The organism is Roseburia intestinalis L1-82 (assembly GCF_900537995.1).
GTDB classification, from domain to species: Bacteria; Bacillota; Clostridia; order Lachnospirales; family Lachnospiraceae; genus Roseburia; species Roseburia intestinalis.
Genome location: NZ_LR027880.1, coordinates 1,373,459 through 1,386,351, shown reverse-complemented (window position 1 = coordinate 1,386,351; position 12,893 = coordinate 1,373,459). Strand labels below are relative to the sequence as shown.

Here is a 12,893-nt window from a genome sequence, read left to right as displayed (position 1 = left end):
TATGGGCAGCATCTCTGCTTCAGGCTATTGCATATTTTCCAACAACCTGTTCAAAACGTGCATCCTTTTCGCCATACTTGATCGTAAGTTCCTTGCAAACACCTAAATAAAGCATTCCAAGCAAAGATTTTGCATCAATGACTGCTCTGCTGTAACATACATCAATTTCAAAATCACATTTTCCGGCAGCATTCACAAAATCCTTTACTTCCTCTGTGTCAGATAATTTGATTTTTCTTTCAATCATTCGACTCATTCCTTCCTACATCGAAAACAAAAAACATTATTTTTTCTTATCAGTTTGCTGATTATTGCACATTTTTTTTCATTTGTCAATTTATGAAAAATCCCTGATATTCCTTGATTTATCAGCAAAATGACAATATTGGATTTTATTTCGACACGGTATGACAAATTTTTAACATGTATTTTTCTCTCTTGTAAAAAATGCATATTTATACTTGTGCAAAAATACATGATTTACCCTTTTTTTTACCTTTATTTTTAAATTCTTCACAATTTTTTTCAATCGGTTGCGCATCCATATTTTCCCATAGATCATTAGAAAATCCTTCTTATTGCCAGAATTTCGCGGTAGGTGACAGGCGACGTGTACTTGATGCCGGTACTTGGAGAACTTGCATGAAGCAGCGTATTATTTCCTGCATAAATTCCCACATGTCCGCTGTAACATACGATATCTCCAGGCTGTATCGCGTCTAAGCTGACACCATATCCAACACTGCGCAGTGCACTTGAAGAATGGGGCAGACTGATTCCAAACGCCTGATATACGCTCATCACAAATCCGGAACAGTCCGCTCCGTTTGTCAGGCTGCTGCCACCATAAACATAGGGATTTCCCACAAACTGAGCTGCATAGTTCACGACTGCCTGTCCATTGGAAACTGTTTGCGGTTTCGCTGTTGTATTACTGCCGAATGAACTGCTGCTTTGCCCCTGACTGCTTCCCTGTACTTTGTCATTTTTTTGTTGCGCCTGTTGCGCATTTTGTGTCTGCTGCCGTGCCATTGCTTTTGCCGCTTCTTCCTGTGTCTTTCTCGCTGCTTCCGCTGCCTTTCTCTCTTCCTCTTCGCGTGCTTTTCTTGCCGCTTCCGCCGCGGCTGCTGCCGCCTGGCGCTCCGCCTCCTCTCGCTCTAATCTCTCTTTCTCTTCCTCCTTCGACTCTGCCACGCGAAACTCCGTCCGGACCGTCACATAATCTCCCGAAACATATCCTAAGCCTTCCTCCGTCGACACACGGTACCACCCGTACTCATCCAGCGCATCATAGATGACCACATCCTCGCCCTCCGGCAGCATGGTAAGCACGGATGCCTCAGTTCCCGGTTCGGTACGCACAAACAACGTCGTAGTCGTTACCGTCGCATATCGTGTGCTGACACCCCGCGCCAGATCCTCATCCCCGACCTTTACATATTCCGCTTTCACATAAGCGTTTTCCACCGAACCTGAACTGACCAGATACCATTCCTCTCCTGCCTCATCCAAAACTGTTTCCAACACCGTTGCCGCACTGTTATTGTACAGCTTTCCGAGTGCCTCACTTTCCACGGAAGGTTCCGCGCGTAAATTCACATAATTTAACACGGATGCAATACCGATATCAGCATATTCAGATGTACTCTGCGGTGATTCACGTTCTTCGATGTCTGCTTGGTCATTCCCAGCAGCATCATTGTCTGTATTTTTTTCCTGTACTTCCAGTTTCATGCGTTCTTCATTCAGCGCACACAGATCCCATGCCACATCTTCATACACCACACTTCCATACCCTGCCGCATACACCACGCTGCCATGTCCTGCTGCAATCACTCCTGCCAGTAAAAATGCTACGATCTTGTTTCTTTTTTTCATTATGTAGAAATCCTCCATTTACAGATATTTACTTTTTGTTAAGTAAATATTACATACTTGTTTCATTTTGACGTATCTGCATTGTAACAGAGGATGATGTGCGATTCTACAAGTAGATATTTCCAGTTTGTTGGCGGGGCGATGGGTAAGAGTGCGGATGTCAGACTATGTTTTGTTATGATAATGCTGTGTTTTTTTCAAATATTATGCTGTATGCCAGATGGCACAAGCCTGAAAAAGCACTGGAATATAAAGAAAAATGGCTGAACGCCAAATCCGAACAAAGTAAGAATATTACACACAGAAACGCATAAACTATTAATGCCACTACCAAAAATACTGTTTGACATCACAGGATACCAATGGTATATTATTCGTAGTGGTTGTGCTACGGAAACTTGTGATGCCCGTAGCCGGTGGAGTTCCATGCGTGGACTCCACTTTTTTTATGCCTGTTTCAGAAAGGAAATACTATATGGCAAAAAACTTTCTCACCTATGAGCAGCAGCTACATACTCTTGAATATGATAAACAGCTTGCTATTCCTGATCATGAATATGCCACTAAAAAACTGGAAGAACTCAGCTACTACTCTCTAATAGGCGGATACAAATCTCTTTTCAAACATGCCCCATCAAATAAATATATTCATGGTGTTACTTTTGAGGAATTAGTTGCTTTCTATTACTTTGATGAAGAACTGCGTACCATATTTTTGAAATATATTCTTCATGTAGAACGCCATATAAAATCCATGTTTTCCTATCACTTCTGTGAAAAATATGGAGAACAGCAATCTATGTATCTTGATATAAATAATTACAATCATACCCGAAAAAACCACCATGACCTGATCCGCCTGACTCACTCATTACAAAAAGCGATTTCATTACCCAGCAAATATGCTTATATTGAGCATTCTGCCAATACATATCACAATGTGCCATTATGGGTTGCAACCAATGCCTTGACATTTGGACAAATCTCCAAAATGTATCAATATGCAACTACTGATATCAGAGCCAAAATCAGTAAAAACTTCCAGCATATTTCAGAGAAGCAGCTGCATCAGTTTATCAATATTGTTGGTAAATGCCGTAATGTGTGTGCACATGGAGAGCGCCTGTTTTCATTTAAAATCAATGAGACAATTCCTGATACTCTGCTACACCAGAAACTACAAATACAAAGAGTCCATAATCATTATGTTTATGGCAAGCAGGATTTATTCGCAGTAGTCATAGCTTTACGCTATCTGATAAGTAATGATGAATTCAAACAATTTAAGGCTGCTCTTTCAAAGCTTATAAAATCTGTACTTAAGCAGTGTCCTCATCTTACAGAACAACAATTGCTTGATCATATGGGGTTTCCTGCTAACTGGGATAAAATTAGCCGATACAGAAAAATATAGTTAAATATCTACCAAGAGTTCATTGACATCCCTATTCTGTGATGTTATGTACATATGGTTGTGCTATGTTGCTTGCGAGGCACATAGTCGGTGGAGTTCCATGCATGGACTCCACTTTTTATTTTCAGTGGCAATATCTTATTACTCATATCAATAATTTGCATTATGAGAAGTTCCAGGATGGAACAGTGAAATGCATTGAGGATGAGATACCATTTGAAGTGCCGGAGGGGTGGTGTTGGTGTAGATTAAGAGATATTTGTATGATGTTAGCCGGAAAATCCAAACCAGCTGATCAAATAAAATCAGAATATTTTGAGGGAAGTTATCCTTGCTTCGGGGGCAATGGAATCAGGGGATATGTAGATGAATATAATCAAGATGGAACTTTCAGTATTGTCGGTAGACAAGGTGCTTTGTGTGGAAACATTAATGTTGCAACTGGAAAGTTCTATGCCACAGAACATGCAGTAGTTACAACCCTGTTTGTTGGAATTGATTTTAAATGGAGCAATTATATTTTAGAGGCTCTGCGGCTTAATAAGTATGCAACTGGAGCAGCACAACCTGGATTATCAGTGGCAAATATACTTAATGTGTTTGTTCCAATTCCACCAACTCAAGAGCAAGATAGGATTGGTAATAATATTGACAAATCTTTAAAAATCATAGAAGTGATTGAGCAAGAAAAAACAGATTTACAAAAAAATATTATTACGGCTAAAAGCAAAATCCTCGACCTTGCCATTCGTGGCAAACTTGTGCCACAAGCCCCAAACGGGGAGCCAGCTTCTGTACTATTGGAGCGTATTCGTGCAGAGAAAGAAAAACTGATACTGCAAGGCAAAATCAAGCGTGATAAGAAAGAATCTGTCATCTTTAAAGGTGATGATAACTCTTATTATGAGAAGGTCGATAATGAAGTGTCATGTATTGACGAAGAAATACTATATGATATACCAGACACTTGGACATGGATGCGTTTAGAAAATTGTTGTGCTAAAGAAATCCGACGAGGTAAATCACCTAAATATATAGAAAAAAGTAATGTTCTGGTATTTGCCCAAAAGTGCAATACAAAGAACAATGGCATTGATATTAGTTTGGCACAATACCTTGATGAAGATACCTTAAAGCGTTATCCAGCTGATGAATATATGCAAAATGGCGATGTGGTAATCAACTCAACAGGAACAGGAACATTAGGACGTGTTGGATTATATATGGCATATGATGATAATAAAAAACTTTCGATAGTACCTGATTCTCACGTTACAGTTATCCGAGGCGGGAGTTGTATCCACCCTTTTTTCCTTTATGCATTTATGAAAGCTCATCAAAGTAATCTTGAGAAAATGGGTGAAGGTTCTACTAATCAGAAAGAATTAAAGCCACTTACACTGAGAGCAATGCTCATAGCACTCCCATCACTATCAGAACAAAAGCGTATTAGCATAGCAATAAGCACTGCATTCGAGCAATTATCTGTAATTGAATCTCAATTGAGTGTGTGAGAAATGGTATTGAGTTTTTCTAAATAATCATGAACATTTCGTACGATCTCTTTTTGATGTTTTTCAGGCGGAATAGGAATAATCAAATTGAGAATGTCTTCACGAGATATTCCTGGAATCAGCCCCTTTGCAGCTTGTTTGATTTCTGACATGGCATGTTCTATACATAATGACAAAAATTCTACATTCAGATTATAAATGTTACGTATAGCCATGATTTGACGTGCAATGTGTGCTTCTCCAAAGTTATTAAGAGCAATTTCACCAATAGTTCCTTTACAGGTCAAAAGTAAATCTCCCTTATATGTAAGTACTTGTGGTACAGCGGTAAAACGAACCAAGCTAACGTGTCCATTTTCAAAATTACTTGCACCTGTGATATAAGGAATCCCGGTATTGTCACTATTATAATCCGACGGAGATAAATCTCTGCCGGATACAAGCTCCCATGCACACTTTAAGCGTATAAAATTCCATCCTTCTGGAAGATCAAATGGAATTTCTTCATTAATACAGTGTACTTTGCTTTCTACCTTCTCATAATAAGAGGAGTGTAGACATCTTTGATATAATATCATAGCGGTTATTACGCAAAAATATTATATCGGAGGTGTCTTTTTATGAAGACGAAACTAACATTTGAAGAATACTTGAGAAAGGAGAATTTATCAGATAATACGATTACATCGTATCTGTGGACAGCGAATTATTTCACTGAGAATTACGACTCAGTAAGTAAAGATAATCTGCTTGCCTACAAAGGTTATTTGATGGAATTCTTTAAGCCTAAAACGGTAAATCTGCGTATACAGGCGATAAACAAATATTTGGAGTATTTAGAAGAACAGCAATTACAGCTAAAGACCGTAAAGGTGCAGCAAAAGAACTTTTTAGAAAATGTTATCAGCAATGCAGATTACAATTTCCTTAAAAAACAGCTCAAAAAGGATGAAAATATTGAATGGTATTTTGTAGTTTGGTATTTAGCAGCTACAGGAGCAAGAGTGAGCGAACTCATTCAAATAAAGATTGAACATATTGAAATTGGCTATTTTGACCTATACACCAAAGGTGGAAAATTGCGACGATTATATATACCCAAAAAGTTAAAGAAAGAAACTCTTGAATGGCTGGAGAAAACACATCGTTCCTCCGGCTACTTGTTTCTAAACAGATATGGCGACAGAATTACCACACGAGGTATTTCACAACAACTGAAAAACTATGCCGAGAAATATGGACTTGATAAAAAGGTGGTTTACCCTCATTCATTCCGACATAGATACGCAAAAAACTTTCTTGAAAAGTATAATGACATTGCATTGCTTGCTGACTTAATGGGGCATGAAAGCATTGAGACAACTCGTATTTATCTTCGTCGTACTGCCAGTGAACAACAGGAACTAGTTGATAAAATTGTGACTTGGTAAAAAGTTAAGCCGCCCTCAGCCGCCTTCGGATGAAGGCGACTGATTAGCAAAGTAAAGAACTCGAAATAAGATCAAGTTGTTCAAAGAAAATTGATATTTGTTTAACAATTCGAAGTTGTTCGTCTAATGGAGGAATAGGAACAGTCATTATGGATAGTGCATTTAGGTATATTCCTTTTTGTGCTGTTCCTTTGCTGTTGTCATTAATCCATTTTTGAATTTGTGGTGCTTGAAATATACGCATCAAATAAAAAGGACTTATCAAACATGGCTTAATTACGGCAACACTTCTTTGTAATGCAAAATGCTCATTAGTTTCAACGACGGCACTACGACCGATGCTGCCTACAATGGTGAGTAACACATCACCAATTTCAATATCTGTACGTTGATTTTCAATCTCCCATTCTTCATTGGTTATCCATCGTGATGCATTATTGATTAGAATGGAATTGTTATTTACATTAGCAGCACTCAGTAGTGGTACGCCGAATTCTTTGTTTGATGGTGGATTGTGTGAGCCATCACTAATTGAAAAAGAGATATCCTTCAAAATAGTCCAACTCCAACCAGTAGGTAGAGAAATTCCATAATAAGAGTTATCATCACCTTTAAAGATGACAGATTCTTTCTTATCACGCTTGATATTACCTTGCTTTATCAGTTCTTCTTTTTCGTCATGTATTCGATTAAGTAGAACAGAAGCAGGTTCATCATTTGGATTTTGAGGTACAAGTTTTCCTCTGATTGCCAGGTTCAGAATTTTAGACTTTACAATTTGTAAAAGATTTTGTAATTCATCTTTTTCAAAAGAAATGTTTACTATGTAATTTAATATCTGATTTAGTTTATTTTGAAGTCTGATTTGTTCATTAACAGGTGGAATAGGAATTAATTTAGGCTTTATTCCAGGGACTGTTAATTGAGGAATGCTAGAACCTTCTCCTGTTTCAATTAATGATTCAAATACTGTTTTTAAATAATATAAATTAATTTCCTTAGATGGAGTAATTGTAATAAGCCTTACAATTGGAACAAAAGGGGTTTCTCTTACACAACAAAAGCCAATTGTACCTCTCGCAGAGATTGTAATACTTGGTTCCGTCACTCTTGGTTTGTTAGTGTATCCATATAACCCTTCATTTTCCATTCCATTAGAATAGATTGGGATTTTACAACTTTCAGTTAAACATGTTTCATAAACATCAGGTTTGTCTCCGCCAGCGAAAATGTCTGTTGTAATAACAGGAAGCCTACACCAACACCACCCCTCCGGCACTTCAAATGGTATCTCATCCTCAATGCATTTCACTGTTCCATCCTGGAACTTCTCATAATGCAAATTATCCTCACCTTTAAAGATAATTGTATCATTTTTAATATCCTTTTTTTTGAGCTTACCTTCCTTGAGCATCTGCTGCTTCTGCTCTCTGATTCGTTTCAATAATACCTCTGCCGGTTCATCATTTGGATCCTGTGGAACAAGTTTACCACGGATAGCCAGATCAAGTATTTTTTGCCTTAATGCTTTTGTATCCATTACTCCTCCACTTCTCCAATCAGTTGTTCTAATTCTGAAACTGCTTTGGCAATATTCTGAGATTTTTCTTTGATCTGATCCAGTAATTCTGCAAGTGTATAATTATCTGTATCAGATTCTGTCTTCATCCATGTGATATCCAAACTTGTCTTATCTCTTGCAAGGATATCCTGAATTGAGAACTTACGCCATCTTCCATTTGGATTTTCTTCACTATATGTTTCTTTTCGCTTGCTCAAATCTCCATCTGCATAACATGCTATAAAATCATCAAAGTGCTCCGGCTTTAAAGGATTAGTTTTTCCAAATGACGGCATATCATTTCTAAGATCATAAATCCAGACCTCTTTTGTATTTCCCTTATCTGTTTTTCCACGAGTAAAGAAAAATACATTCGTCTTAACGCCCTGTGCATAAAATATTCCTGTAGGCAGACGCAGAATTGTATGCAGATTACATTTATCTAATAAATCCAATCTTATTTTTTCGCCATCACCATCTGCAAATAACACATTATCTGGCAATACAACAGCAGCTCTTGCTTTTCCATTATTTTTCAAGCTTCGATAGATATGCTGTAAAAAATTCAGCTGCTTGTTACTGGTAGGATAGGTAAAATCATCACGCGTTGCACGCTCTCCGCCCTTCTTAGTGCCGAAAGGTGGATTCGTCAGAACTAGGTCATAATCATGCATTGATTTTCCAATATTTGAAAGTGTATCACCTAATGTAATAGGTGCTGCAATATCATGGAGCATAGCATTCATTAATGCCAAGCGGTGTGTATCATGAACAAGCTCACAGCCTGTAAATGCTTCCTCTTTCTCAAATTTTGCTAAATCTGCATCTGCAATATCAAAAAAATTATCCGTACGTTCGGCAACATACTGATGAGCAGCAATCATAAAACCAAAAGTTCCACAGGCAGGATCATTACATCTCTCACCTACTTGCGGTTTCATAAGTTTTGTCATCACATCAATCAAAACACGTGGAGTAAAATACTGACCTGCACCAGATTTCTTTTCATTAGCATTTTTCTCAAGTAATCCCTCATATAGATTTCCAAGACCTTCTTCTCTTGCAGAATACCAATCAAGACTGTCTATCGTGGCTATAATTTTCTCAAGATTCTTAGGCTCATCAATATTTGTTGCTGCCCCCTGATATATTTCACGAATTCTGCCTGTACCATTATCCCCAAGTTCTGATAACAGCTCATTGTAAAATTTTTTCAATTCTACTCCGCTTTTAGCCTTCAATTTATCCCAATGATATTTCTCTGGAATCTGTTCTTCTGTTCCGGTTTCCTTCGCCATTTTCAAAAACAAAATATATGTTAACTCTGTAACATACTGATGATATGTGATGCCATCATCCCTTAGCACATTACATAAATTCCATAATTTTGATACAATTTCTTGTGTTGTCATGCAACATTTCCTCCGTCATCATACAAATATTCATTTAATTCAAGCACAATGCTTTCCAGATTATTTTGAAATACTTTATTTATCTTATTAAACCCTCCATAGCTTGCATACCTGCTATCTTCATCAAATACTTTGACGTTCATTATAGATTCCCCAAGCAGATATTTTTCAATGCGAGATATCCAGCTCTGTTCCTGCTTTGAAAAATTATGTTTTTTTCTAAGTTTCTCAACCGCTCTGTGAATACGTGCTTCATGACTAATCAGCGTTGAACCAATTGCATAACGTCGAATCAAACTTATAATATCTGCCATTATCTCTTCATTAGTCAATTCGTAAATTGCAGTATTCAACTGCTGTGTAGTAAAGCCTTCTCTATCAAGTGTTAATCTCAGATCCTTCAAATCTTTTCTTGTCAAATCCTTTGGTCTGGTACAGATAATATTTAATGCCGCAATTTTATTTTGATTACTCTGAATATAGCGTGAGAACGCATTCAGATAATCCTCTGGTTTTTCTGCATTTCCATATCCACGGGAATGTTCTGTCAATTCATCCTCTGCATCAGAAACTACAACAGGACGAGAACCATTTGCCTTTGTCTCTTGCATCATTTTAAATACATCACGATATTTAAACAGAAGCTTCTTAGCTTCCTGCACATCTGACTTTTCAATTTCCATAATAAGCTGCGATGGGTCTTTTCCATCAGTCATGCTAATGAAATAATCCATCATTTTAGGCGACATATTTCGTTTTTTTCTCTGCAGTTTAGCAATTATCTGAGTAATCTGCTGTTCTGTCTGTTTATCATCATTAATTTCAGACAGACCATCTAATAGCTGAGTAAAGCTTGTTGTAGGATTTACCACTACTGGTTTCATAGTATTCACATCATTCAAAGAATCATATACACCCACAGGATCATATATTTCAAAATGTGTCTTATGAATTTTCGGACAGAGTCTGGTAGCACGTCCTAACATCTGTTCAAATAAAATACGCGATTTCACACGGCGCATAAACACTAATGTTGTAATTTCCGGCACATCAATTCCTGTAGTCAACAAATCTACTGTTACTGCAATGCTTGGATAATTCTCGTTCTTGAAGCATTTGATAGCTTCCTGAACCTTCTTAGGGTTTCCACCGCCAACACTGCCTGTTATCTTCATAATAGCCTCATTAGAAACTCCATATTTTGAATAAATATCTCTTAAAATTGATACAATCATATCTGCATGTTGATCATCAACCGCATATATTAAAGTTTTACCCTGTTCTTCCGGATTCTCAGGGTCAATATCTCGAGCAATCTCACTTAAAACTGTCTTATTAAAATTCTCAGTAATAACCTGACGATTAAACTGTTCAACATCAAAGTCTAATTCATCAACCAACAATTCACTATTTGTAATTTCACCTGTCACAGGGTCATAGATCATAACTGTATCACCTGATTTGTAGTGAATTCCACCAGTGCTGAGTTTTGTTTCCAGATGATGCGGAGCATCATGATCTACTAAATATCCCTCAATGACAGCTTCCCGATATGTATATTTAAACACAGGCTGTCCAAAGATCTCTGTCGTCTGAAGTGCAGGTGTTGCTGTAAGTGCAATCTTCACCGCATCGAAATATTCAATTACGCTTCGATATTTACTTTGATAATCTCTCTGGTCACGATACAAAATCTCCGTGTCGCCCATTTCCTTGTCAAGAATATATCCGCGGTGTGCTTCGTCAATGATAACCAGATCATAGTCTGTAACAGCCGGCATAATTTCTCCGTCATTATATAAAATACGCTTAACCATACTCTGCACAGTAGCAACCTGGATTCTGGTTTCTTTATCAATATTTTTTTCTTCAAATCCCTTGATATTGTAAATCTCATCAAGTGTCATTAAGTCTTCCAATTTAACTTCTTTGAATACATCTGCAGCCTGTTCTCCAAGAGAAGTACGATCAACAAGAAATAAGATACGCTTGAATCGGTTCGTCTTTAAAAAACGATAAATCATACCTAATACAGTACGTGTTTTTCCTGTTCCAGTCGCCATAGCCAAAAGAATATTCTTTTTTCCTTCAATAACTGACTGTTCTGCCGCTTTAATAGCATTTAACTGATATTCACGCAAATTTAATCCATTAGGATCTGTAAGAAAATCATATGGTAATGCTTTCAATGCGGAATTACCCTCTTGAGGATTTTTCTCCAACAATTCTATCATTCCCATAGGACTCATCCAGCCATGAAGAGCTGTCGGATTATTCACAGGATTTCTCAAATCTAAAAACCAGATTCCTGACTTTGTCTCAAGCTGTTTTAAATATGGTCTTCCGTTGGTTGCAAAAGTAAATGGTACTTTATATTCACCCCATTCTCCAATCTTATACTTTGAATCTTCCTTACGAATATTACGTGGATATTCTTTTCCCTGATAATCAATAACAGACGGAATATCCTTATGTATTGCTTTTGCCTCAATAACACCTATCAACTTAGTATCAACAAATAACGCATAGTCTACACGTCCGCTCTGTCCTAATGTAGAATTTGTTGGCCATTCAGCGATAGCCATATTATGTCCTTTTGCCGGACGAGTTCCTTTAGAATAACGCAGATTTTCTGTATCTGCTTCCCAACCTACTTGACGCAATTGCTCATCAATAATATATCTCGTTTCAGCTTCTGATTTTGGTCGCTGACTTGCCATTTTACCAGCCCGCTTCTGACGCTCTGATTTGGAGATAGCATCAGCCATACTTGCTTTTTGTTCTGCCTGTTTTGTAAGTTCTTCTACTTGTTTTTCTTCTGCAGCTTTTTCTTCCTGTGTAACCGATACTTTCTTATGTTCTAATTTAGGCATAACAAAATCATGGTGCTGATAATTCCAATCCCCATAAGTCTGCATAAACCATTCACAAAGACTATATGCCATTTCAAGCAGGATTTTACATTCTGATACAGACTCATAATTCTCATGCACAGCTTTATTTCTGGCTTTTCTAAGAGCATGTAAAATATCAGTTAAATCCCTTGTCAACAAACCTTCTCTTTGAAGATTATCTATTCTTGTAACTGCTGTATTATCATAGGGCAATTGAATTCTGTCATAAGTAAACATTAGATTAACAATGCTCTCCCCTATCATTCCCAATTTCATAAGGCATGAATTAGGATCCGAAAAACAATACTTTTCAGCCAGACAACCAAATGTGGATAAAACCGGAAACTCTGATTGCAAAAAGTCAAAATTTGATTTCATAAGAGTCACCTCCTCGTTCTGTATCTACATTCATAGAATAATCAATAATATCATCTATCTGACAATGAAGAATATTACATATCCTAATTAACACTTCCAATCTGACAACTTGGTTTTTTCCCATTTTAGCCATAGCATTTGTACTTATTCCACTCTTATGGACTAATTGAGTCTTACTAATTTTTTTATCAATTAACAGCTTCCATAGCTTATCATAACTAACTGTCAATATAATATACTCCTTCCACCATAGTATTCACTCAACTTCTCATAATACAGTATTATATCATGTATACTGATACTTTTTCAATCTCAGCTTGAGTTTTTCAAGCACTATATTGCATCACCTTTCGTTACCTTTTTCTGTCGCTCTGGTTGAATCTAAAAAAATCTCAAAGTGCCTAAAATCAAG

General features: G+C 37.2%; 10 protein-coding genes. 3 read left to right on the top strand and 7 right to left on the bottom strand.

Going from position 1 to position 12,893, the window contains the following annotated elements; genetic code table 11:
• Positions 1–19: 19 nt before the first annotated feature.
• Together RIL182_RS06455 and RIL182_RS06450 are read right to left on the bottom strand one after the other, a co-directional pair.
• A complete protein-coding gene (locus RIL182_RS06455) occupies positions 20–247 on the bottom strand; it encodes an HPr family phosphocarrier protein (protein ID WP_006858113.1) in 228 nt (75 codons plus the stop codon).
• Positions 248–561: 314 nt separating this feature from the next.
• Entirely contained in the window at positions 562–1,896 is a 1,335-nt protein-coding gene (locus tag RIL182_RS06450; protein ID WP_006858158.1) for a C40 family peptidase, read from the bottom strand.
• 457 nt (positions 1,897–2,353) lie between these two features.
• On the opposite strand from RIL182_RS06450, the gene RIL182_RS06445 reads away from it, so the two are divergent.
• Both RIL182_RS06445 and RIL182_RS06440 read left to right on the top strand, forming a co-directional pair.
• Entirely contained in the window at positions 2,354–3,292 is a 939-nt protein-coding gene (locus tag RIL182_RS06445) for an Abi family protein (protein ID WP_044999347.1), read from the top strand.
• A 104-nt stretch (positions 3,293–3,396) separates the two neighbouring features.
• Entirely contained in the window at positions 3,397–4,806 is a 1,410-nt protein-coding gene (locus RIL182_RS06440) for a restriction endonuclease subunit S (protein WP_172606704.1), read from the top strand.
• Here the strand turns inward: RIL182_RS06440 and RIL182_RS06435 are convergent.
• A complete protein-coding gene (locus RIL182_RS06435) occupies positions 4,791–5,384 on the bottom strand; it encodes a restriction endonuclease subunit S (RefSeq protein WP_006858118.1) in 594 nt (197 codons plus the stop codon). The genes RIL182_RS06440 and RIL182_RS06435 overlap by 16 nt on opposite strands.
• 42 nt (positions 5,385–5,426) lie before the next feature.
• Here RIL182_RS06435 and RIL182_RS06430 point away from each other — a divergent pair, with 42 nt between their 5' ends.
• Positions 5,427–6,236: a tyrosine-type recombinase/integrase gene (locus RIL182_RS06430; protein WP_006858117.1), complete on the top strand. Its 810-nt coding sequence runs from the start codon at positions 5,427–5,429 to the stop codon at positions 6,234–6,236.
• 43 nt (positions 6,237–6,279) lie between these two features.
• On the opposite strand, the gene RIL182_RS06425 is transcribed toward RIL182_RS06430, so the two are convergent.
• Genes RIL182_RS06425 through RIL182_RS06410 form a run of 4 tightly spaced genes read right to left on the bottom strand, consistent with a single transcriptional unit; the run spans position 6,280 to position 12,710 of the window.
• On the bottom strand, positions 6,280–7,776 hold the full coding sequence (locus RIL182_RS06425; protein WP_134523171.1) for a restriction endonuclease subunit S: 1,497 nt from the start codon (positions 7,774–7,776) through the stop codon (positions 6,280–6,282).
• Positions 7,776–9,209 carry a class I SAM-dependent DNA methyltransferase gene (locus RIL182_RS06420; RefSeq protein WP_006858121.1) on the bottom strand — a complete coding sequence of 478 codons (1,434 nt, stop codon included), beginning with the start codon at positions 9,207–9,209 and terminating at the stop codon, positions 7,776–7,778. The genes RIL182_RS06425 and RIL182_RS06420 overlap by 1 nt, the downstream gene beginning before the upstream one ends.
• A complete protein-coding gene (gene hsdR, locus RIL182_RS06415) occupies positions 9,206–12,481 on the bottom strand; it encodes a type I restriction-modification system endonuclease (RefSeq protein WP_006858122.1) in 3,276 nt (1,091 codons plus the stop codon). Before hsdR ends, RIL182_RS06420 begins: the two co-directional genes overlap by 4 nt.
• Entirely contained in the window at positions 12,465–12,710 is a 246-nt protein-coding gene (locus RIL182_RS06410; protein WP_006858123.1) for a helix-turn-helix domain-containing protein, read from the bottom strand. Before RIL182_RS06410 ends, hsdR begins: the two co-directional genes overlap by 17 nt.
• Between the last annotated feature and the right edge of the window lie 183 nt (positions 12,711–12,893).

Bases quoted from the DNA above. Each gene is read 5' to 3' on its own strand.
- RIL182_RS06450 (WP_006858158.1), bottom strand. From the start codon at position 1,896: ATGGAGGATTTCTACATAATGAAAAAAAGAAACAAGATCGTAGCATTT.
- RIL182_RS06420 (WP_006858121.1), bottom strand. From the start codon at position 9,209: ATGACAACACAAGAAATTGTATCAAAATTATGGAATTTATGTAATGTG.
- RIL182_RS06455 (WP_006858113.1), bottom strand. From the start codon at position 247: ATGATTGAAAGAAAAATCAAATTATCTGACACAGAGGAAGTAAAGGAT.
- RIL182_RS06445 (WP_044999347.1), top strand. From the start codon at position 2,354: ATGGCAAAAAACTTTCTCACCTATGAGCAGCAGCTACATACTCTTGAA.
- RIL182_RS06440 (WP_172606704.1), top strand. From the start codon at position 3,397: ATGGACTCCACTTTTTATTTTCAGTGGCAATATCTTATTACTCATATC.
- RIL182_RS06425 (WP_134523171.1), bottom strand. From the start codon at position 7,776: ATGGATACAAAAGCATTAAGGCAAAAAATACTTGATCTGGCTATCCGT.
- RIL182_RS06435 (WP_006858118.1), bottom strand. From the start codon at position 5,384: ATGATATTATATCAAAGATGTCTACACTCCTCTTATTATGAGAAGGTA.
- hsdR (WP_006858122.1), bottom strand. From the start codon at position 12,481: ATGAAATCAAATTTTGACTTTTTGCAATCAGAGTTTCCGGTTTTATCC.
- RIL182_RS06430 (WP_006858117.1), top strand. From the start codon at position 5,427: ATGAAGACGAAACTAACATTTGAAGAATACTTGAGAAAGGAGAATTTA.